15 protein-coding genes are annotated in these 21,582 nt (G+C 71.6%); 10 read left to right on the top strand and 5 right to left on the bottom strand.

Annotation, left to right across the window (positions count from 1 at the left end):
* The first annotated feature begins 288 nt into the window (after positions 1–288).
* A complete protein-coding gene (locus J116_RS02110; protein WP_023591012.1) occupies positions 289–1,296 on the top strand; it encodes a hypothetical protein in 1,008 nt (335 codons plus the stop codon).
* 102 nt (positions 1,297–1,398) lie between these two features.
* Here the strand turns inward: J116_RS02110 and J116_RS02105 are convergent, their stop codons facing one another.
* Positions 1,399–1,806 carry a four-helix bundle copper-binding protein gene (locus J116_RS02105; protein WP_023591013.1) on the bottom strand — a complete coding sequence of 136 codons (408 nt, stop codon included), beginning with the start codon at positions 1,804–1,806 and terminating at the stop codon, positions 1,399–1,401.
* A 353-nt stretch (positions 1,807–2,159) separates the two neighbouring features.
* Here J116_RS02105 and J116_RS02100 point away from each other — a divergent pair, with 353 nt between their 5' ends.
* Both J116_RS02100 and J116_RS02095 read left to right on the top strand, forming a co-directional pair.
* On the top strand, positions 2,160–3,242 hold the full coding sequence (locus J116_RS02100; protein WP_023591014.1) for an aldose epimerase family protein: 1,083 nt from the start codon (positions 2,160–2,162) through the stop codon (positions 3,240–3,242).
* Positions 3,243–3,397: 155 nt separating this feature from the next.
* A complete protein-coding gene (locus J116_RS02095) occupies positions 3,398–4,657 on the top strand; it encodes an FAD-binding protein (protein WP_023591015.1) in 1,260 nt (419 codons plus the stop codon).
* 106 nt (positions 4,658–4,763) lie between these two features.
* Here J116_RS02095 and araA read toward each other — a convergent pair whose 3' ends face one another.
* Together araA and araB are read right to left on the bottom strand one after the other, a co-directional pair.
* Entirely contained in the window at positions 4,764–6,275 is a 1,512-nt protein-coding gene (gene araA / locus J116_RS02090) for an L-arabinose isomerase (protein WP_023591016.1), read from the bottom strand.
* A gap of 71 nt (positions 6,276–6,346) precedes the next feature.
* The gene (gene araB, locus J116_RS02085; RefSeq protein ID WP_037948714.1) at positions 6,347–7,981 is read right to left on the bottom strand and encodes a ribulokinase; all 1,635 of its coding nucleotides are present in this window, start codon (positions 7,979–7,981) and stop codon (positions 6,347–6,349) included.
* 553 nt (positions 7,982–8,534) lie between these two features.
* Between araB and J116_RS02080 the strand changes: the two genes are divergently transcribed.
* From J116_RS02080 to J116_RS02060, 5 genes are all read left to right on the top strand, one after another.
* Positions 8,535–9,536 carry an ABC transporter substrate-binding protein gene (locus J116_RS02080; RefSeq protein ID WP_023591018.1) on the top strand — a complete coding sequence of 334 codons (1,002 nt, stop codon included), beginning with the start codon at positions 8,535–8,537 and terminating at the stop codon, positions 9,534–9,536.
* Between the two features lie 69 nt (positions 9,537–9,605).
* Entirely contained in the window at positions 9,606–11,165 is a 1,560-nt protein-coding gene (locus tag J116_RS02075) for a sugar ABC transporter ATP-binding protein (RefSeq protein WP_023591019.1), read from the top strand.
* On the top strand, positions 11,162–12,262 hold the full coding sequence (locus J116_RS02070; protein ID WP_023591020.1) for an ABC transporter permease: 1,101 nt from the start codon (positions 11,162–11,164) through the stop codon (positions 12,260–12,262). Before J116_RS02075 ends, J116_RS02070 begins: the two co-directional genes overlap by 4 nt.
* Entirely contained in the window at positions 12,259–13,284 is a 1,026-nt protein-coding gene (yjfF, locus tag J116_RS02065) for a galactofuranose ABC transporter, permease protein YjfF (protein WP_023591021.1), read from the top strand. Before J116_RS02070 ends, yjfF begins: the two co-directional genes overlap by 4 nt.
* A gap of 100 nt (positions 13,285–13,384) precedes the next feature.
* Positions 13,385–14,512 carry an aldose epimerase family protein gene (locus J116_RS02060; RefSeq protein WP_023591022.1) on the top strand — a complete coding sequence of 376 codons (1,128 nt, stop codon included), beginning with the start codon at positions 13,385–13,387 and terminating at the stop codon, positions 14,510–14,512.
* A 221-nt stretch (positions 14,513–14,733) separates the two neighbouring features.
* Here J116_RS02060 and J116_RS02055 read toward each other — a convergent pair whose 3' ends face one another.
* Entirely contained in the window at positions 14,734–15,792 is a 1,059-nt protein-coding gene (locus J116_RS02055; RefSeq protein WP_023591023.1) for a LacI family DNA-binding transcriptional regulator, read from the bottom strand.
* Positions 15,793–16,144: 352 nt separating this feature from the next.
* Here J116_RS02055 and araD point away from each other — a divergent pair, with 352 nt between their 5' ends.
* A complete protein-coding gene (gene araD / locus J116_RS02050; RefSeq protein WP_023591024.1) occupies positions 16,145–16,882 on the top strand; it encodes an L-ribulose-5-phosphate 4-epimerase AraD in 738 nt (245 codons plus the stop codon).
* Positions 16,883–17,312: 430 nt separating this feature from the next.
* Positions 17,313–18,827, top strand: a complete 1,515-nt coding sequence (locus J116_RS02045) for a family 43 glycosylhydrolase (protein WP_023591025.1) — start codon at positions 17,313–17,315, stop codon at positions 18,825–18,827.
* A 97-nt stretch (positions 18,828–18,924) separates the two neighbouring features.
* Here J116_RS02045 and J116_RS02040 read toward each other — a convergent pair whose 3' ends face one another.
* Complete coding sequence (locus tag J116_RS02040) at positions 18,925–21,399, bottom strand: alpha-L-arabinofuranosidase C-terminal domain-containing protein (RefSeq protein WP_023591026.1); 2,475 nt, start codon at positions 21,397–21,399, stop codon at positions 18,925–18,927.
* Positions 21,400–21,582 lie beyond the last annotated feature (183 nt).

The raw sequence follows: 21,582 nt of genomic DNA, 5'->3' as shown, positions 1-21,582 counted from the left end.
TGGTCCCTGCACAAGGTCGAGGGTCAACCCGCCGCAGCAGGACGCCGGTCCCTCCGCGGCGGCCCCGGTCCGTGGGCCATGCCCCACGCAGTCGGCCGTAACGGTTCCACAAGCCGCGGTCCTCTTCCGCCAGTCGGCTCCCGGGCAGCGGGCGAGCCCCTCCATCCCCGTGGCGGCGGCGGGGATCACGCCCACCCTCTTGCGGGCTCTCCGGGCGGACCCGCCTCCTGGACGTGCCGCGGGCTCTATCCTCATGGGTCACCGGTGTGGTGAGGGGGCATCTGCTGAATGATTACCAGTCCGTTCGGTCCCGCCGCGGACCGGCCGCGCGGTGAGGACCATGACCTGCCGGCCCAGACCCTCAAGAAGCTGAAGGCGGCCCAGGAGCTCGTCGAGGACCTGAGGGGGCTCGTCGAGGCGGGCGAGAAGGAGGCCGTACGGCTTCGGCGGGCCCTGGAGAGGGAGCGCGAGGCGCGGCGGGCGGCGGAGAGCCGTCTGGCTCAGGCCCGTGAGGCCGTCGCCGCGGAGCTGAGGCGGCGGGCCCCCGCTCCAGGGCCCGGTCTTTTGGAGCCGCCCGCGCAACCGCCCCCGCCACCGGACCTGGCCGAGCTGCGCAGGCGGCTGGAGGACAGCGAGGCGGAGCGGGCGACGCTCGCCGCCATGGTCGCCGAGAGCGAAGCGGAACGGGACGCGGCGCTGCGCGCGCGGGACGCCACCATCGCCCGGCTCCAACCCCGGCAGGAGGGGGAGGAGACCTCCGACGCGCGGGCCCTGAAGACGCGGCTGGAGGCGACGACGTTCGAAGGCGTCCTGGGGCGGGCCGGACGGTTCTGCCCGTCACTCGTCATCACCGCCGACCCCGACGAGGCGAGGAAGCTCGAGCACCATCAGAAGGCCGCGCAGTGGCGAGGACGGCTGGCGGACACCCTGGCCACCATGCAGATGTACGCCGAGGCGAAGAACCTGGCACGGGCCCGCGGCGGCAACTGCGGCCCCGAGCTGGCCAATTTCAGGGCGTACTGCGCGAGCCAGCCGTCCCCGCTGCTCAGCGACAAGAAGGTCGCGCTCAACGAGGGCCAGCTCGCCAGCACCAGCCCGCGCGGCCGTGCCGAGCGGACGTTCCGCGTGCCCCGGCAGATAGCGTCGTCCGGCACGGCCGTCATGGTGGAGCACATCCGGATCGGCGACGGCTCACCACCGGCTCCCCGGCTCCACTTCCTGGACGACACGGACAGCAGCGGCCTGATCGTCATCGGGTTCCTCGGCGACCACCGGTACAACGCCAGCACCAACTGACGCCGCTGCCCGTACGCGCGCCGCACCCGTACGCCCGTGGGCGGCATCAGCCGGTACGCCTGGCCGTGTCGGCGGCGCGCCCGGTTCCCCCGCCCGTCGCGGTCAGCCCAGGCCGGCCAGCAGGTTGTTGCACGCCTCTTCGCAGCTGCGGCACGCCTCGGCGCACACGCGGCAGTGCTCGTGCATGTCCGCGTGGCTCTCGCACTCGTCCGCGCACGCCTTGCAGACCGTCGCGCACGCCTGAAGGACCGCCCGGGTGATGTTGGCGTCGTAGCCGGTGTGGCGGGACAGCACCGCCGCGGTGGCGTTGCAGATGTCCGCGCAGTCCATGTCCGTACGGATGCACTTGGTCAGGTCGCCCACCATGCCCTCCGACAGGCAGGCGTCCGCGCAGGCCGTACACGCCTGAGCGCACTTGACGCACTCCTCGATGCACCTGGCCATGGCTTCCGTGTCCACCCCGCCCAGGTCCGCCGGGTAGGTGTTCAGCATGTCCTCGACCGTCGTCATCACGACCCTCTCTTTCCGTGCCTCGCCCGCGCTGGACGGCTTCTGCCCCGCTCAGGGGGCATGCGGACGCATGGGGACGAGTAACACCCGCGCGTGAGGGCAAACCAGGAGTTCACCTGGTCCCGGGCCGGAGGGAGGCCCCACCGGGACGGGGCCCCACCGCGCCCGCGCCGAAGAAGGCGCACCGCCCACAGCACTGCGCGCACCGCCAGTCCGTCCGCCGTCCCGCACGTCCCGGCCGTTCCGACGAGGCCCCTGGGGGAGTCGCTCCGGCCCTTCCCAGCGCGGCTTCGGCGCACTAATTTGTCAGTTGACTTTACGAAACGGTCGGCGACTACCTCCGGAACACGATGATGACTACGCACCCCCACCAGCCCCGCCCACCCGTCTCCGAGCCCTTCGGCCTGCTGCCCGACGGCACGGAGGTACGCCGCTGGAGGCTGGAGAACGGCGGAACGCGCCTCGCCGTGCTGAGCCTCGGCGGCATCGTGCAGTCCCTGGAGACACCCGACCGCGACGGCCGGTACACGAACGTGTCGTTGGGCTTCGACACCCTCGAGGGCTATCTCGCCTCGCGCTCCTACCTCGGCGCCCTGGTGGGCCGCTACGGGAACCGGATCGCCCGCGGGCGCTTCGACCTGGACGGCACACGTCACCGCCTGTCCGTCGCGGACGGAGAGCACACCCTGCACGGCGGCGCCCGGGGGTTCGACCAGTACAACTGGACGGTCCACGGGTTCACCGAGGACACCGACGCGGGTCTCGTCCTCACCCTCGTCAGCCCCCACGGCGACATGGGCTTCCCCGGCACCCTGCGGGTCCGGGTCGTCTACACGCTCACCGAGGGAGGCGACTGGCGCATCGACTACCAGGCCGTCACGGACCGGCCCACGGTGGTCAACCTGACGAGTCACGTCTACTGGAACCTCGGCGGGGAGTCCGCCGGGCCCGTCCACGACCACGAACTGTCCATAGCGGGCTCCCACATCACGCCGGTCGACGCGGAGCTGATCCCCACAGGCCGGCCGGGCCCGGTCACCGGGACGCCGTTCGACTTCCGTACGGCCAGGCCGATCGGGCCCGGACTGCGGGCCGACGCCCCCCAGCTCCGCCACGCGGGGGGCTACGACCACAACTGGGTTCTCGACAAGGGCGTCACCGCCGCCCCGGAGCCCGCCGCCGTGCTCCGCGAACCCGTCTCGGGCCGCGTCCTGCGCATCGCGACCACGGAGCCCGGCATCCAGTTCTACTCCGGCAACTTCCTCGACGGCAGCGCGACGGGAAGCGGCGGCCGCCCCTACGGCCGCGGCGACGGACTCTGCCTGGAGACCCAGCACTTCCCCGACTCGCCCAACCGCCCCGAGTTCCCCAGCACGGTCCTGCGGCCCGGGGAGACCTACCGGTCCGCGACCGTTCACTCCTTCACCACCCTCTGACGGCGGCTCTCCACCGGCGCGGCGGGCGCGCCGTTCGCGCCCCAAGGCGCGCCGGAAGGCCGGGGAGGCCGTACGCATCCGCCGTGACCCACGGCCGACGGGCAACGCTGCCGGCCGCGCCCCCGATGTGACACCCCAACGCCACGAGGACGGACATGAGCGGCACCATCACCAACTGGGCCGGGAACATCACCTTCGGAGCGCGGCGCCTCGCGGCTCCCGCCTCCGTCGAGGAACTGCGGGAGCTGGTGGCCGGTTCCCGGGCCGTGCGCGCGCTGGGCACCCGCCACTCCTTCAACACGATCGCCGACACGGCCGGGGACCTGGTCTCCACGGCACGCCTGCCCCGCGTACTCGACATCGACCCGCGGGCCCGCGCCGTCACGGTGAGCGGCGGGACCCGCTTCGGCGAGATGACCGGCGCCCTCCACGAAGCCGGGTTCGCCCTGCACAACCTCGGCTCCCTGCCGCACATCTCCGTCGCCGGCGCCTGTGCGACCGGCACCCACGGGTCGGGCGACGGCAACGGGACGATCGCCTCCGCCGTACGGGCCGTCACATACGTCTGCGCCGGCGGCGAACTGGTGACGACCCGACGGGGCGACGAGGACTTCGCCGGGTCCGTCGTCGCGCTCGGCGCCCTCGGTGTCGTCACCGAGCTGACCCTCGACCTGGTGCCCGCCTTCGACGTGCAGCAGCGGGTCTACGAGGGGCTGCCCCTGACGGCGCTCCGGGAGAACTTCGACGAGGTGATGTCCGCCGCGTACAGCGTCAGCCTCTTCACCCGCTGGCAGGGCGGTGCGATCGACCAGGTCTGGCTCAAGCGACGCGTGGAGGGGAGCGGCCCGGCCGCCGGAGCCGACCGCTGGTTCGGCGCCCGGCGCGCGGGCGGGCCGCGGCATCCCGTGCCCGGCATGGCGGCCGACGCCTGTACCCCGCAAGGGGGTCTGCCGGGCCCGTCCCCGCTGCGGCTGCCGCACTTCCGGCTGGAGCACACGCCGAGCAGCGGCGACGAGTTGCAGTCCGAGTACTTCGTCGCCCGCGAGGACGCCGTCGCGGCCTTCGACGCCCTGCACGCCGTCCGCGAGTCGTTCGCGCCCCACCTGCGGGTGGGGGAGATCCGGAGCGTGGCCGGGGACGACCTGTGGCTCAGCCCCGCGCACCGGCGGGACTCGGTGGCCTTCCACTTCACCTGGCTGCCCGACCCCGAGGGCGTGGGCGGGGCCCTCAAGGTGATCGAGGAGGCCCTGACGCCCTTCGCCGCGCGTCCGCACTGGGGCAAGCTCTTCATGACGGAGCCCGAGGCGCTGTGCGGCCTGTACCCCGAGTACGGGCGTTTCGCGGAGCTGATGAAGCTGCGGGACCCCGAAGGGGTGTTCCGCAACGACTTCATCGGCCGCCTTTTCGCTCTCTGACGCCGGCCGCCAGGTCACGGCGCTCCCGCGCTCGCGGGCGCGCGGCGGAACGCGGTGGTGCGACCACCCGCTGGGTGATCGCACCACGGTCGGGGCCGCAGGCCGCCTACATGCCGAGCGCCAGACGGTGGTACGCCTGGTTCCACCGCAGGTCGCGCCTGAACTGCCGGGGGGTGGTCGTCTCGTCGATGAGGGCCAGCTCCACCTTCAGCATCTCGGCGAGGTCGTCCAGGTGCTCCGAGGTGAGCGCCGTGCTCAGGACGGTGTGGTGCGGCCCGCCCGCCATGAGCCAGGACTCCGTGGACGTACGGAGATCGGGCCGGGGCCGCCAGACGGCGCGGGCGACCGGCAGCGCGGGCAGCGGGTGGGGCGGCGCGACGACCTCGACCTCGTTCGCCACCAGGCGGAAGCGGTCGCCGAGGTCGCTCAGGCCGACGACGACGGCGCTGCCGGGGGCCGCGTCGAACACCAGCCGGACCGGGTCCTCGCGGCCGCCGATGCCCAGCGGGTGGATCTCGCAGGCGGGCGTGTCACCGGCGATGGACGGGCACACCTCCAGCATGTGGGCGCCGAGGATGAGCTCGTTGCCGGGCGTCAGGTCGTACGTGTAGTCCTCCATGAAGGAGGTGCCGCCGGGGAGGCCGTCGGCGGCGACCTTGAGAGCGCGCAGCAGGACGGCGGTCTTCCAGTCGCCCTCGCCGCCGAAGCCGTGGCCCTGGGCCATGAGGCGCTGCACGGCGAGGCCGGGAAGCTGGCGCAGACCGCCGAGGTCCTCGAAGTTGGTGGTGAAGGCCCTGAAGCCGCCCTCGGTGAGGAAGGTCCGCAGGCCCGCCTCGATCCGCGCCGCGTACCGCAGGGATTCGTGGCGTTCGCCGCCCGGCCGCAGCTGCGGCGCCAGACGGTAGACGTCGCCGTACTCCTCGACGAGGGCGGTGACCTCGCCGTCGTCCGCCGAGTCCACCACCTCGACCAGGTCGTTGACGCCGTAGGTGTTGACGGATACGCCGAAGCGGAGCTGCGCCTCGACCTTGTCGCCCTCGGTGACGGCGACGTCGCGCATGTTGTCGCCGAAGCGGGCGACCCTGAGGGTGGCCAGCTCGGCGCGGGCGGACGCGGCGCGCGCCCAGGTCACGATGCGCTGAGCCGTCGCCGGGTCGGTGATGTGACCGGCCACCGTCTTGCGCGGCACGCCGACGCGGCCCTGGATGTGGCCGAACTCGCGATCGCCGTGCGCCGCCTGGTTGAGGTTCATGAAGTCCATGTCGATGGTGTCCCAGGGCAGGGCCACGTTCGACTGGGTGTGCAGGTGCAGCAGCGGCTTGCGCAGGGCGTCCAGACCGGCGATCCACATCTTCGCGGGGGAGAAGGTGTGCATCCACGCGATGAGCCCCGCACACCGGTCGTCGCCGTTGGCGTCCAGGCAGACGCGCCGGATGGCGGCGGCGTCGGTCAGCACGGGCTTCCACACGACCCGTACGGGCAGACCCGCCGTACCGGCCAGCGTGGCGGCTATCCGCTCGGACTGCTCCGCGACCTGCTTCAGGGTCTCCTCCCCGTACAGCCCTTGGCTGCCGGTGAGGAACCAGACTTCACGGACGGGGGGATTGTGGCTGGGCACGTGGGCTCCTGGGAAGAGAGACGATGAGATCCGGTGCCGGCCGCGGCTGACACGGCCGGCGGGGGGTGGGGTCAGCCGGCGGTGAGCGCCTTGTTGCGCAGGGCCCTCAGCCGGTGCAGCGGGCCGTCCGGCCCGAAGTGGTCGTGCAGGAGCCGGTACTCCGCGAACAGCGCGTCGTACGCGTCGGCGCGTGACGGGTCCGGCACGTACACGTCCCGCTCGAGACGCCCCATGGCGGCCGTCGCGGTGCGCACGTCGGGGTGCGCCCCGGCGGCGACGGCGGCGTGGATGGCCGAGCCGAGCGCGGGGCCCTGCCGGGACGCCGCGAGGGACACCGGGCGGCGCAGGACGTCCGCGTAGATCTGCATGAGCAGCTCGTTCCTGGCCAGTCCACCGGCGACGATGAACTCGGTGACCGGTACGCCGCCGTTCTCCAGCGTCTCGACGATGACGCGGGTGCCGAAGGCCGTGGCCTCCAGCATGGCGCGGTAGAGGTCCTCGGGGCGGGTGGCGAGGGTGAGGCCCGCGACGACGCCGGAGAGGTGGTGGTCGACGAGGACGGAGCGGTTGCCGTTCAGCCAGTCCAGGGCGACCAGGCCGTGACCGCCGACCGGCTGGGCGGCGGCCTTGCGGGTGAGCAGGGCGTGCAGGTCCTCACCCCGCTCCTCGGCCTCGTCGTGGTACTCCCTCGGGACGCCCTGGCGCAGCACCCAGGCGAAGATGTCGCCGACCGCGCTCTGTCCCGCCTCGTATCCGTACGCGCCTTCCACGATGCCGCCGTTGACGACCCCGCAGATGCCAGGGACCTCGGCGAGTACGGGCGCGTTGACGACATGGCAGGTGGAGGTGCCCATGATGGCCAGGAGCCGCCCGTTCTCCACGGCCTGCGCCGCGGCGGCGGTGACGTGGGCGTCGACGTTGCCCGCCGCGACGGCGATGCCGGGGCGGAGCCCGGTCCACTCGGCCGCCTGCGCGCTGAGCGAGCCGACGCGGGAGCCGAGCGGGGACAGGGGGAAGTCGAGCCGGGTGCGGACGAAGTCCGTGAACCGGGGGTTCAGCGCCGCCAGGTAGTCGTCGCCGGGGTAGCCGCCGTCCTGGTGGATGCCCTTGTACCCGGCGGTGCAGGCGTTGCGGGACTCGGCGCCGGTCAGCTGCCAGACGATCCAGTCGGCCGCCTCGATCCAGCGGGCGCAGGCGTCGTAGACCTCCGGGTCCTCCTCCAGGACCTGGAGGGCCTTCGCGAACTGCCACTCGGCGGAGATCCTGCCGCCGTACCGGCCGATCCACTTCTCGCCCCGGGCGTGCGCGACGTCGTTGATCCGGTCGGCCTGGGCCTGGGCGGCGTGGTGCTTCCACAGTTTGGGCCACGCGTGCGGGCGGTCCGCGAGAGCCGTCTGCGCCAGCGGGGTTCCGTCCGCCAGCGTGGGCAGCACCGTGCAGGCGGTGAAGTCCGTGGCGATGCCGATGACGTCGGCCGGGTCGATGCCGGCCGCCGCGACGGCCGCGGGGACGGCCCGGCGCAGCACCTCGCGCCAGTCCTCGGGGTGCTGCAGGGCCCAGTCCGGCGGCAGTTGCGCCCCGGTGCCGGGGAGGCGCTCGTCGATCACCCCGTGCGCGTACTCGTGCACCGCGGAGGCCAGTTCATGACCGTCGCGTACCCGCACCACCACGGCGCGGCCCGACAGGGTGCCGTAGTCGACACCCACGGTGTACCGCTCGCGGTCGTCGGAAGGAGGGGCAGCGACGTGTGAGGGGGACGAGGGGGAGGTCACCGGCTTGCCTTTCGAGAAGCCGTACGGCGGCGGACGGGCCGGGAGGCGGGCGGGGTCCGCGGGCCGACGGGCATGGTCGGTCTGCCCCCGAAGTGTGAGCGCTAACAATCCCACAACGCAAGAGGTGTGCAGCGATGAACGTTCCGTGGGGCGCGCTCGGGCGGAGGGTTGGCGCCCGGTTGGGAATCCGCAGCGTAGGCGAGGAATGCGCGAGGTTTGACCGCAGGCCGGCGCGGGTGGGTCCGGCCTGTGGCGGGCGTCCGGCGGGGGTCACGAAAATGTAACGTACGCAAAGGGCTTGAGAACCGTTCTTGTGAGCGCCCACAATTCAGCGGCGTTCCCCTTGTCGAAGAGGATCGTCGCCGTCCTCAGGTTTGGGCCGTGTTCGGCGGTCACCGGGCCGCCTCGGGCGGTCGTACCACCGCAGTGCCGACAGGTCTCCGGGTCGTGCGCACTGCGCTTCCGTGTCATCGAAAGGACAACCGTCATGGCTCGCAGAGCTGCTGTTCTCGCCGTCAGCGTCGCCCTTCTCGCCTCCTCGGTGCTGACCGCATGTTCCACCCAGGCCCCCGCCTCCGGCACCGACGGGTCCGGCCGGGGCGACTCCGACGGCAAGATCACCCTCGGCTTCGCGCAGGTGGGAGCCGAGAGCGGCTGGCGCACCGCCAACACCAAGTCCGTCCAGGAGTCGGCCGAGAAGGCCGGGATCACCCTCAAGTTCTCCGACGCGCAGCAGAAGCAGGAGAACCAGATCAAGGCGATCCGCACCTTCATCCAGCAGAAGGTGGACGTCATCGCCTTCTCGCCGGTGGTCGAGTCCGGCTGGGACACGGTCCTCAGGGAGGCGAAGGACGCCGGTATCCCGGTGGTCCTCACCGACCGCGCCGTGGACACCAAGGACCCCTCGCTCTACAAGTCCTTCCTGGGCTCCGACTTCGTCAAGGAGGGCAGGTCCGCGGGCGAGTGGCTGACCGCCGAGTACGCCAAGGAGAACGGCCCGGTCAACATCGTCGAGCTCCAGGGCACCACCGGCTCGGCGCCCGCCAACGACCGCAAGGCGGGCTTCGCCGAGGTCATCAAGGGCGACGACAAGTTCAAGATCGTTGCCTCCCAGTCGGGCGACTTCACCCGGGCCAAGGGCAAGGAGGTCATGCAGGCCTTCCTGAAGTCCCACAAGGACATCGACGTGCTCTACGCCCACAACGACGACATGGCGCTCGGCGCCATCCAGGCCATCGAGGCCGCGGGCAAGAAGCCGGGCGAGGACATCAAGGTCATCTCCATCGACGGCATCAAGGACGCCTTCGTCGCCATGAACCAAGGCAAGATCAACGTCGTGGTGGAGTGCAACCCGCTCCTCGGCGACCAGCTGATGGACCTCGTCAAGAAGGTCGCCGCCGGGGAGAACGTGCCGACCCGCGTGGAGGTCGAGGAAGGCGTCTTCACCCAGGACCAGGCCGCCGAGGCGCTGCCGTCCCGCAAGTACTGACGGCACGGCGATCCGGGCGCCGGAGCGACGCTCCGGCCCCTGCTTCGACCCCCCATGAGAGGAGGGCGGATGGCCGCCCCACCCACCCCACGGAATCCGACCGCGGACGACCGGCAGCCGGTCCTCCAGGCTCGGGGCATCCGCAAGGAGTTCCCGGGCGTACTCGCCCTGGACGACGTCGCCCTGCGGCTCTTTCCCGGCGAAGTACACGCCCTGATGGGCGAGAACGGCGCCGGGAAGTCCACCCTGATCAAGGTGCTCACCGGCGTCCACCCGGCCGACGGCGGCACCATCCTCGTGGACGGCACGCCGCACTCCTTCGGAGATCCGCTCCAGGCGCAGCAGGCCGGCATCAGCACCGTCTACCAGGAGGTGAACCTCTGCCCGAACCTCTCGGTCGCGGAGAACATCCTCATCGGACGCGAACCGCGCAGGTTCGGCCTGATCCACTGGTCCGCGCTGCGGCGCCGCGCCACCGAACTGCTCACCGAGCTTGAACTCGGCCTCGACGTCTCCAGCCCGCTCGGCTCGCACTCGCTGGCGGTGCAGCAGCTCATCGCCATCGTCCGCGCCGTGGACGTGTCGGCGAAGGTCCTCGTCCTGGACGAGCCGACCTCCAGCCTCGACCGCGACGAGGTCGAGCAGCTGTTCACCCTGGTACGGCGGCTGCGGGACAGGGGAGTGGCCATCCTGTTCGTCACGCACTTCCTGGACCAGGTCTTCGACATCTGCGACCGCGTCACCATCCTGCGCAACGGCCGCCTGGAGGGCGAGTACACCATCGGGGAACTCACCCCCGTCACCCTGGTGCAGCGCATGATCGGCGGCGCCCTCGCCACCCTCGACGAACTGTCCGGCCAGGCACAGCGGCAGGCGGCCGAGCGGGCGGCGGGCGAGCCCTTCATCGAGGCCCGCGGACTGGCGCGCGCCGGGTCCGTCGAACCGTACGACCTCGACGTCCACGCCGGTGAGGTCATCGGACTGGCCGGCCTCCTGGGATCGGGACGCACCGAGACCGCCCGGCTGCTGTTCGGCGCGGACAGCGCCGACGCCGGCCAGGTGAAGGTGGAGGGCGCCACGGTCTCCCTGCGCACCCCCCGCCACGCCATCGCGCACAAGATCGCCTTCTGCTCGGAGAACCGCAAGTCCGAGGGGATCATCGGGGAACTGACCGTCCGCGAGAACATCGTGCTCGCCCTCCAGGCGGCCCGAGGCTGGACCAGACCGCTGTCCCGGAGCACCCAGGACGAGCTGGCCCGCACCTGGATCGAGGCACTGGACATCCGCCCGGCCGACCCCGAGGCGCAGGTGCGCAACCTCAGCGGAGGAAACCAGCAGAAGGTCCTCCTGGCGCGCTGGCTCCTGACCGAGCCCCGGCTGCTCATCCTCGACGAGCCCACCCGCGGCATCGACATCGGCGCCAAGGCCGAGATCCAGAAGCTCGTCGCCCGCCTCGCCGCCGACGGCACCGCCGTGCTGTTCGTCTCCGCGGAACTCGAGGAGGTACTGCGCCTCAGCCACCGCGTCGCGGTGCTCAGGGACCACCGGATGGTGGCCACCCTGACCAACGACGACAGCGTCACCCCCGATCGCATTCTGAGCACCATCGCCACCGGAACGGACTCATGACCTCCCAGCGCTCCAAGGCCACAGCGGCCGGCGGCCTGGGCAAGCGGCTGGCGGGCCACCCCCTGCTGTGGCCCTCGCTCGTCCTGCTCGCCCTGCTGCTCGGCAACGCCCTGTTCACCGACGGCTTCCTCAGCGTCGGCGTACGGGACGGCCATCTCTACGGCAGCCTCATCGACATCGCGCAGCTCGGTGCCCCGCTCGTCCTGGTGGCGCTCGGCATGACGATGGTGATCGCCACCCGTGGCATCGACCTGTCGGTCGGTTCGACCGTCGCCATCGCCGGCGCGCTCGCCTGCCAGTACATCGCCACCTCGGCCCGCCCCGACAGCGTCGTCACCGTGCTCACCGCCACCGCCGTCGCCCTCGGCGTGGCGCTGGTCCTGGGCCTCGTCAACGGACTGCTGGTGGCGCGGGTGGGTGTGCAGCCCATCGTGGCCACGCTGATCCTGATGGTCGCGGGCCGCGGCGTGGCCCAGCTGATCACCGACGGCCAGATCATCACCGTGAACAGCGGCGCCTATCACATGATCGGCGGAGGGTACTGGTTCACCTTCCCCTTCGCGGTCCTGCTGGCGGGCGTCGTCGTGGCGCTCACCGCCGTCCTCACCCGCCGCACCGCACTGGGGCTGCTGATCGAGTCGGTGGGCGGCAACCCCGCGGCCAGCCGACTGGTGGGCATCCGCGCCGCGGGCCTGCTCGCGCTGGTCTACGTGTTCAGCGCGCTGTGCGCCGCCGTGGCGGGCCTCATGATCAGCTCGAACGTCTCCAGCGCCGACGGCAACAACGCGGGACTGTGGATCGAGCTCGACGCCATCCTCGCCGTGGTCATCGGCGGCACCGCGCTGACCGGCGGACGCTTCTCCCTCGGCGGCACCGTCCTGGGCGCGCTGATCATCCAGACCCTCTCCACGACCGTCTACACCCTCGGCGTGCCGCCCGAGACCACGCTCGTCTTCAAGGCGTTCGTCGTCATCGCGGTCTGCCTCGTCCAGTCCCCGGCCTTCCGGGCGAAGGTGCTGCGCCGCCGCAGGACCGCTCCACCGCCCACCCCCACCACGGCGGGCGCCGCCCCGCAGCAGCAGGAGGCAGGCGCATGAGCTCCGGCATCGCGAACGCCGCCGCGCGTCTCACCCGGCCCGTGTCCGGCTCCGTGCCGTCGCGGCACCGGACCCGTCTCCCCCTGATCGTGACCGCCGTCCTGCTGGTGGCGATGTTCGCCGTCGGCTCGGTGCGCTACGAGGGGTTCCTGTCGGCCCAGGTCGTCCTGAACCTGCTGATCGACAACGGCTTCCTCCTGGTCGTCGCCATCGGCGCGACCTTCGTCATCCTCACCGGCGGCATCGACCTGTCGGTCGGTTCCATGATCGCCCTGTCCACGATGACGACCGCCTGGATGGTCGAGCAGCAGGGCTGGCCGCTGGCCACCGCCGTCCCCCTGGTCCTGATGATCGGCGCGGGCAGCGGCGCCCTGATGGGCTGGATCATCCACACCTTCGAGATCCAGCCGTTCATCGTCACCCTGGCCGGCATGTTCCTCGCCCGCGGCCTCTGCTACATGATCAGCACCGAGTCGATCACCATCAACGATCCGACGACCGTGCGGATAGCGCAGACCCGGCTGTACGGGCCGGGTGGGCTGTTCGTCTCCGTCTCCGTGGTGATCGCCCTGGCCGTGCTGCTGATCGCGTTCGTGGTCCTGCACCACACCCGGTTCGGCCGCGGCGTCTACGCGGTGGGCGGCAACGAGTCCTCCGCGCGGCTCATGGGCCTGCCGGTCGGTTCCATCAAGGTGGCCGTCTACGCGATCAGCGGTCTGTGCTCCGCCCTCGCCGGCCTGCTGCTGACCTTCTACATGCTCTCCGGCTACCCGCTGCACGCCATGGGCATGGAGCTCGACGCGATCGCCGCGACCGTCATCGGCGGCACTCTGCTGACCGGCGGCTCCGGATTCGTCCTCGGCACCGCCCTCGGCGTACTGGTGCTGGGCATGATCCAGACGGTCATCAACTTCCAGGGCACGCTCAGCTCCTGGTGGACCCGCATCGTCATCGGTGTCCTGCTGTTCGTCTTCATCGTGTTCCAGCGCCTGATGACCGGCAGACGCCCCGCCGCCGACTGAGCCGTCCCACCGCTCGCGCGTGCCCGACGAGATGGGCGCGGGGCACGCGCGAGCGTGACGGCGTGACTTCCCGACGGGCCGACCTCCGAGGAACAGGTGCATGACACACACAGACGAACTCGTCGGACATCCGGCCGTGACGCGCACGGCCGACGCCCGGGCGGGCACGAGCCGCCCGGTCCGCACGGCCGACAGGGCGACGGGGGAGCGGTGGAGGTTCGGCTTCCCCGGCGGGATCTCGGCGGAGGTCCGTACGCTCGGCGCCCGACTGCACTCCCTGGTCGTGCCCGACCGCTGGGGACACGGCGCGGACGTGGTGCTCGCCGCACGTGACAGCGAGGCCGTCCGGGGCGCCGCGCGCTGCTTCGGCGCGACGGTCGGGCGCTGCGCGGGCCGGATCGTCCGAGGGCGGCTCGCCATCGGCGACACCGTCCACCAACTCGACACGCAGGAGGACGGACACACGACGAACGGCGGTCCCCACGGGTTCGACGGGCGACTGTGGCGCTGCGAGCCGTTCCACTCCGCCCACCGCACCGGCGTCCGTCTGTTCCTCCACAGCCCCGACGGCGACCAGGGGTTTCCCGGCGCGCTCGACGCCCAGGTCACCTACACCCTGGACCGCGACGACAACCTGACGCTGTCGTACCAGGCGGTGGCCGACGCGCCGACGGCCGTGGACCTCGCCAACCACGTGTACTGGAACCTGGAGGGACACAACCGGGGCAACGTCCTGGCCCACCACCTGCGGGTGGACGCGTCCCAGTACGTGCCGCTCGCCGCGGGACGCCTGCCCCTCGGCTCGTACCGCCCCGTCAACGCCTCACCGTTCGACCTGCGCCGGGCGCGCAGGCTCTCGGACGTCCTGACCTCCGCCGACCCCCAACTCGCCCTGGCGGCCGGGGGGATCGACCACGACTGGGTCCTCCACGGCGGAGCAGGACGGGACCGGCCGCGCCGGGCGGCCCTTCTGTACGCTCCCCTGTCGGGGCGATGCCTGGAGGTGCACACCACCGAACCGGCGCTCCGGGTCCGGACCGGGCACGGCCTGTCCGGTGGCGTGATCGGAAAGACCGGCCGCCCCTACCGCGTCCATGCCGGGGTGGTGCTCCAGCCCCGGCGTCTTCCCGCGCTGCCGGAAGGGGCCGTCGACGCGTACGCCCTCCTGCGGCCCGGAGAGGTGTACCGGTCCACCACGATCTTCAGCTTCCGCAGGATCGGAGCGTAGGACTCAGCACGCAGGAGACCGGCCCCGTGACAGGGGCCGGTCTCCTGCGTGCTCCCACCGGTGGATGGCATCTTTCCATTGCCCGCTCCGCCGGCCGGTGGGCGCTCTGCCCTGCCGCCGGTGTACGCCGGTACCGCCGGGCCGGGGGAGGGGTGATGGCCGTGGGGGGACCCGGGCATCGCTTCCCCCGCACCCCTCCCGGCTCTCCGTCAGGGGACCCGTCAGTCCTCGGCCGCCGTCCTGCGGCGGGCGGTGCTGGCCCGGACGATGAGCTCCGGGGCGATCGTCAGATGGTCGGTGCCGGACGCGGTGCCCTCGATGTGGCTCATGAGCAGCTCGATGCTGCTGCGGCCCAGCGACCGGAAGTCCTGGCGGACCGTGGTGAGCGGCGGCGGGAAGAACTCCGCCTCCGGGGTGTCGTCGAAGCCCGCGACGGCCACGTCCGCCGGGGTGCGCAAGCCCACCTCGCGGAAGGCCCGCAGCACGCCCAGGGCCATGTGGTCGTTCGCCACGAACACCGCGGTGAGCCCGCTCCCGTGCCCGCCCGCCGCCAGCGCCCGTCCGGCGAGCTGCTGACCGGCCTGGTAACCGGACAGCGGGCTCCAGTCGCCGCGCAGCACGGGAGGCACCTCGGCTCCGGCGTCCCGCAGGGCGCTCTCCCAGCCGGCCGTACGGCCCTCGCTCTCCAGCCAGTCGGCGGGGCCGGCCACATGCCAGACGGTGGAGTGCCCCGCGGCGAGGAGGTGTTCCGTGACCATGCGCGCCCCGAGGTACTGATCGACCGATACGCCCGGCAGGTCCAGCGCGTGGCCGCCCTCGACGGTGACCACGGGGCACGGGGCCTCCAGCCTCGTCAGGGACCGGACGGCGTCACGCTGGGGGGTGATGGCGATGACCCCTTCCACGCCCCAGGCGGTGAGATGCCGCATCGCCTCGGTGAGCGTGGTGTCCGTGAGCGTGCGCAGGGTGACGGCGGAGGTCAGATAGCCCCGTTCCCGTGCGGCCTCCTGAACGCCGAAGAGCGTGCTGGCGGGGCCGTGCAGCGTCGTGTTCACGGCGATGACGCCCAGCGTGTGCGTCCTGCGGGTGGCGAGGGCGCGAGCCGCCGAGTTCCGGCGGTAGCCCAGCTGCTCGATGACCTCCATGACCGCGGAGCGGGTCTTGGCGCTGACGTTGGGGTGGCCGCTGAGCACCCGTGAGACGGTCTGGTGGGAGACACCGGCGACGCGTGCCACGTCCGCCATGGTGGGAGCTCTGGAGACGTCCGGGAGCTGGGTCAATCCTCTCCCCTCCTGTTCGTTGTACGGCCCCTCCTCAAGGTACCGCCTCACGTCGGCGCCCCGAGGCCGGATCTTCGGCGGGAGGGCCCGGGTGTGATCTTCCTCGGCGCGCGTTGATGTGTGCGCTCACATCATGCAGCGGGTGATGTGGGGAGGGTAGGGGCGAGTTTGGGGTCAGCTCTTGAGTTGCGGCTATGTTAGCGCGCACAATTCGCAGGGGTCGCGTTGCGTCTGTCGCGTGGGCGGCCAGGCGATCCGTCCCTTTTTCAGCCCACTCGTGCACGGTCGCAGGCTCCTGCGGGACGGAGTTCCGGGGCGCCGCTGCCGACGACGGAAAGACGGTGAGAGCGTAGTGAGCGAGTCCCTCTCCTTCGGGGACCTCCGCCGGGAGGTTCTGGCGGCCAACCTGCGGATACCGGAGGCCGGTCTGGCCACCCTCACCTGGGGGAACGTGAGCGGCGTCGATCGCGATGCCGGGGTCTTCGTCATCAAGCCGTCCGGCGTCTCGTACGCGGACCTCAGCGCGGAGGACCTGGTCGTGGTCTCCCTGGAGGACGGGCGGGTCGTCGAGGGGCACCTCAAACCGTCCACCGACACCGAGACGCACCGGTGCCTGTACCGCGCCTTTCCCCACATCGGGGGCGTCACGCACACGCACTCGACGCACGCGGTCGCCTTCGCGCAGGCGCGCCGCCCGATCCCCGTGCTCGGGACCACCCACGCGGACACCTTCAACGGCCCGGTCCCGGTCACGGAGGACCTCACAGCCGAACAGTGCGCGCGCGACTACGAGTACAACACGGGCCAGGTGATCGTGGCTCTCCTCGAAGGGGACGCCCGCCGGGCCGAGGAGGTGCCCGGTGCGCTCGTCTCGCGGCACGGCCCGTTCACCTGGGGGGCCACCGCGACGGCCTCGCTGGAGAACGCCATCGTCTGCGAGGCGGTCGCCGAGATGGCGCTGCACACCCTGGCGCTGTACGCGCCCGGCGGTCACCCCGAGCCTCCCCGGCACCTGCTCGACCGGCACTTCACCCGCAAGCACGGACCGGACGCGTACTACGGCAACCCCGCTCCGGCGGCCGTCCGCTGAGCGGGCGGTCCCCACCGCGTCCGCCCCCGGCTCATCCCCACCGCCCGCGCCCGGACGACCGGCTGCGGGACCGACGGAACGCCGGGCTTCGGCGTCCCGTGCCACGAGCACCGCGCCCGCCCCGCCCCGTCCCGCCGTCCCAGCGAACGCGTGGTGACGCACGCGCGTGTCACCGGCCGCGACAGTGGCACGGCGACCCGCATCCGCGACGGCTCCGAACCGGTGCGTCCGGCTCGACCGGCGCCCCCGCGAAACCGCGCGACCCGCTCGACCCGCGCTCGACCGGATCGCCCTGCTCGACCGCCGCCGCGTGACACCGGCGACGCCGTGACACCGGCGACGCCGCGTCACCAACAACACCTCGCCTCCGGTCCCGCGCCCGAGCGGGCACCGGCCCCTCCGCACCCCTCCGTCCCCCAAGGAGCGATTCATGACGTCCGCACCCACCCGCCGAGCCGTCCTCGGCGTGATCACCGGCTCCGCCGCGGCCGCCTTCACCGGCGCCGCGACCGGCAGCGCCCACGCCGCCGCCCCGGCGCGGCCCGGCGCGCCCGTGCCCGCCCCCGCGTTCCCGGCCGGGCGCGCGTCGGTCGCGTCGCCCGCCGTGACGTACACCAACAGCATCGCCGAGCAGCGCGCCGACCCGCACATCGTCAAGCACACCGACGGCTACTACTACTTCACGGCCACCGTGCCGGCGTACGACCGCATCGTGCTGCGCCGCGCCACCACGATCCAGGGGCTCGCATCGGCCGCCGAGCGGACCATCTGGACCCGGCACACCAGCGGCGCGATGGGTGCGCACATCTGGGCGCCGGAGATCCACTTCATCGGCGGCAGGTGGTACGTCTACTTCGCCGCCGGTGACGCCGAGGACGTCTGGCGCATCCGGCCGTACGTCCTGGAGTGCGCCGCAGCCAACCCGGTGACGGGCACGTGGACGGAGAAGGGCCGGATCGCCCTCCCGCTCGACTCCTTCTCCCTGGACGCCACGACCTTCGTGGTGAACGGGACGCGGTACCTCTCCTGGGCGCAGCACGACCCGGCCGCCGGCCCCGGCACCAACCTGTACCTCGCGCGGATGTCGAACCCGTGGACGATCAGCGGCACCCCGGTCATGCTCAGCCGTCCGACCGCCTGGTGGGAGACGGCCGGCCACATGGTCAACGAGGGCCCGGCCGTGATCCAGCGCAACGGCAGGGTCTTCATGACCTTCTCGGCCAGCGCCACCGACGCCAACTACTGCATGGGCATGCTGACCGCGTCCGCGTCCGCCGACCTGATGAACGCGGCGTCGTGGACGAAGACGGCCTCCCCGGTCTTCAGCAGCAACGCCGCCACCGGCCAGTACGGCCCCGGACACAATCAGTTCACGGTCTCCGAGGACGGCAAGTCGGACATCCTCGTGTACCACGACCGCGGCTACAAGGACATCAGCGGCGACCCGCTCAACGACCCCAACCGCCGCACCCGGGTCCAGAAGATCTACTGGAAGGCCGACGGCACCCCCGACTTCGGCATTCCGGTCGCCGACGGCCTCACCCCGGTCAGGCTGTCCTCGCACAACTTCCCCGACCGGTTCATCAGCCACCAAGGCTTCCGCGCCAGGATCGACGCGGACGGCTCCCCGCTCGCCGACTCGCAGTTCCGTGTCGTCCCCGGCCTCGCCGGTGGGGGCACCGTCTCCCTGGAGTCGGCCTCCCACCCCGGCCACTTCCTGCGCCACCGGAACTTCGAGGTGTGGGTGGAGAAGAACGACGGTACGGCGCTGTTCCGCGCCGACGCGTCCTGGGCCGCACGGGCGGGGCTCGCCGATCCCCGCGGGCTGTCGTACGAGTCGTACAACTTCCCCGGCCGCTACCTCCGCCACCACCAGTACCTGCTCCAGGTACAGGCGGTCGGCACGGCGACCGACCGGGCCGACGCCACGTTCCACGCCCAGTGAGCCGCACCCCCTGACGCGTCCCCGCGCGGACGCACCGACGGCGGCGAGCCCCGGACCCTCGACGGTCCGGGGCTCGCTCGCGTCGGTCGTCGGCCCGCTAACCCCGCTTGATCCGCAGGAACGTGACCGAGTTCGCCGGGAAGGTGTACGTGAACTTCCCCGACACTCCGGAGAAGGTCGAACCGACCGGCACGACGGCCGCGTCCGACTCGGTGTTGACGGCGTCCGGGTCACCGGCCAGCGTGGTGACGTGGGCCTGGGAGGAGACCCGCAGGCCACCCAGGTCGATGGCCGTACGGGCGGCCGAGTCCTGGGCGTTGACGACCTTGACGATCAGGTCACCGGTGCGCGCGTCCTCGGTGACGACCTGGCGGAACGGCTCGGCCTGCTTGTCGTCGGTGAACCTGTCCCACAGCACGCCGTCCATGTAGAGGCTCACCTGCCGGCCGCGGACCTTGACCTCCAGGTCGTAGGTGCGGCCGGTCTCGATCGTGCCGGGCTTGGAGATGAGGGTGGACTTGCCGCCCGCCACGGCGCGTTCGACGGCGGACTGCGTGTTGTTCCAGCCGCCGAGGTTCCACCAGTAGTAGTTGCCGGTGTCCTTCACACCGAAGGCGACGAGGAAGCCCTCCCTGCCGGACTTCTTGGTTGCCTTCACCTTCAGGTCGTAGTCGTGCCAGGCCGGGTCGCCGGCGGTGACCAGGGTGTTCTCGGCGGCCGCGTCGGTCTGGACGTACTGGCCGTTCTGGACGCTCCAGCTGCCGACGCCGTGGTGCGTCCACTTCGAGGCGTCACCGGAGAAGTCGTCGCTGAGCAGCGTGCGGCCGTCGGCGGCCGTGACCCGGACATCGTCGTACGCGGCGCTCGTCGCCCAGGTGGACAGGCCGACCGCGCCGCTGATCGGCACGCTGACCCCCGGGGTGCCGGTCGCCGTGGAGGGGACGACCCTGTCGCCGACGTTGTTCATGAACAGCTTCTGGACCTCGTAGTTCACCGAGCCCCATGAGGCGCGGTTGTTGAACCAGATCATGTCCGGCCGCCACTGCGTGGCCGCCTCGTTGGCGAGCAGCGGGGCGTAGCTGGCGAGCTTGACGACATCCGCGTTGCGTTCCAGGCCGGTCATGAACGCGGCCTCGGCCAGGGCGTTGCGCCAGCCGTTGCCCTGGGAGGCGTACTCGCCGAGGAAGACCTTGGGGCCCTGGCGGTCGTAGGAGTCGTAGCGGTTGTTGTTCTGGAGGAACCACTCGGGGCTGTTGTAGTAGTGCTCGTCGACCATGGCGACCTTGCCCTCGCGGTTCAGCCGCCACGCGGTGTCGAAGACCGTGCCCTCGTCGTCCGGCCCGGAGTTGGAGACGACGGTGATGCCCGGGTGCTTCGCCTCGATCGCGGTGCGGAACTTCTGGAACCGGGAGTAGAACTCGTGCGGCAGGTTCTCCTCGTTGCCGACCTGGATGTGGGTCAGCCCGAACGGCTCGGGGTGGCCCATCTGCGCGCGGACCTTGCCCCAGGTGGAGGTCGCCGGGCCGTTGGCGAACTCGATGAGGTCGAGGGCGTCCTGGATGTGCCGCTGGAGCAGGGCGTCGTCGTTGGTGGCGCGGTTCTGGCCGCAGCCGGTCACCAGGGCGGGGACGACGGGCAGGGGCATCGCGCCGATGTCCTCGGAGAAGCGGAAGTACTCGTAGTAGCCGAGGCCGTAGGACTGGTTGTAGCCCCAGAAGTTGGCGTTGGTGGCGCGCTGCTCGACCGGGCCGACGGTGTCCTTCCACTGGTAGGCCCGCTTGCGCTGCCAGCCGGATGCCGCGCTGTAGTCCTCCATGGAGCCGGTGTTGACGAGGCAGCCGCCGGGGAAGCGCACGAATCCGGGCCTGAGCGCCTCGATCTTCTCGGCGAGGTCCTTGCGCAGGCCGTTCGGCTGGTTCTTGTACGTGTCCCGGGGGAAGAGGGACACCATGTCCAGGGCGGCGGCCCGCGCGGAGGCGACCGTGAGGCGGCCGCGGCTGCTGGTACGGCCGGCGGTGAACGTGGCGGTGTACTTCTTCCAGCCACCCGAAACGGCGACCTCACGTGCGGAGGCGAGGGTGCCGGCGGCGTCCTGGAGGCCCACGGTGAGGGTGGTTCCGGCCTCGGCGCGCGCCCACACCGAGAAGTCGTACTGCTTGCCCTGCTCGACCCGGATGCCGGTGTTGTAGCCGGAGTTGGTGACGGCCGAACCGGCGGCCAGCGAAAGGTAGTTGCGGTTGCGTTCGTTGAGGCGGCCCGCGTCGTCCACGACCCGGGCCGTGCCCCTGACGGCCCAGGAGGTGAGCGGGGTGTACGAGGTGTTGTCGGCGGTGGAGTACTCGAAGGAGCGGTTCTGTACCAGTTCGGCGTACAGACCGCCGTCGGCGGCGCGGTTGATGTCCTCGAAGAAGATCCCGTACATCGTGTCGTCGATCGCCGCGCCCCGGGCGCCGGGGTTCAAGGTGATCGTGTAGTCGGTCACGCTCTCGGCCTGCGCCGGGACGGGCAGCATGACGGAAGCGGTGAGGAGGGCGGTGACGCCCAGACCGCGTGTGAAGCGGTTGCGTGGCATGGAGGCTCCACGGCTCTGGCGTTCGAGATATCGGACGCGAGTCGGAAAGGGGATCGGCAAGATAGGGAGAGGGGTGCCACGGATCAACGGGCTGAACGTCAATGGCTGATAGGTGGCGGGTTGGCCGAAAAGAGGCATCGCCTGCGTGCTTCTGGCGGCGGGGCCATCCAATGGAAGACGGTA

Source organism: Streptomyces thermolilacinus SPC6 (assembly GCF_000478605.2).
Classification (GTDB): Bacteria; Actinomycetota; Actinomycetes; order Streptomycetales; family Streptomycetaceae; genus Streptomyces; species Streptomyces thermolilacinus.
The sequence above is the reverse complement of the archived record's forward strand: the minus strand, read 5'-3'. Positions and strand labels throughout refer to the sequence as shown.

What these genes read in the sequence shown, in the direction of transcription:
- J116_RS02110 (WP_023591012.1), top strand. Translation starts at nt 289, where the DNA reads ATGATTACCAGTCCGTTCGGTCCCGCCGCGGACCGGCCGCGCGGTGAG.
- J116_RS02105 (WP_023591013.1), bottom strand. Translation starts at nt 1,806, where the DNA reads ATGACGACGGTCGAGGACATGCTGAACACCTACCCGGCGGACCTGGGC.
- J116_RS02100 (WP_023591014.1), top strand. Translation starts at nt 2,160, where the DNA reads ATGACTACGCACCCCCACCAGCCCCGCCCACCCGTCTCCGAGCCCTTC.
- J116_RS02095 (WP_023591015.1), top strand. Translation starts at nt 3,398, where the DNA reads ATGAGCGGCACCATCACCAACTGGGCCGGGAACATCACCTTCGGAGCG.
- J116_RS02080 (WP_023591018.1), top strand. Translation starts at nt 8,535, where the DNA reads ATGGCTCGCAGAGCTGCTGTTCTCGCCGTCAGCGTCGCCCTTCTCGCC.
- J116_RS02075 (WP_023591019.1), top strand. Translation starts at nt 9,606, where the DNA reads ATGGCCGCCCCACCCACCCCACGGAATCCGACCGCGGACGACCGGCAG.
- J116_RS02070 (WP_023591020.1), top strand. Translation starts at nt 11,162, where the DNA reads ATGACCTCCCAGCGCTCCAAGGCCACAGCGGCCGGCGGCCTGGGCAAG.
- yjfF (WP_023591021.1), top strand. Translation starts at nt 12,259, where the DNA reads ATGAGCTCCGGCATCGCGAACGCCGCCGCGCGTCTCACCCGGCCCGTG.
- J116_RS02060 (WP_023591022.1), top strand. Translation starts at nt 13,385, where the DNA reads ATGACACACACAGACGAACTCGTCGGACATCCGGCCGTGACGCGCACG.
- J116_RS02045 (WP_023591025.1), top strand. Translation starts at nt 17,313, where the DNA reads ATGACGTCCGCACCCACCCGCCGAGCCGTCCTCGGCGTGATCACCGGC.
- J116_RS02040 (WP_023591026.1), bottom strand. Translation starts at nt 21,399, where the DNA reads ATGCCACGCAACCGCTTCACACGCGGTCTGGGCGTCACCGCCCTCCTC.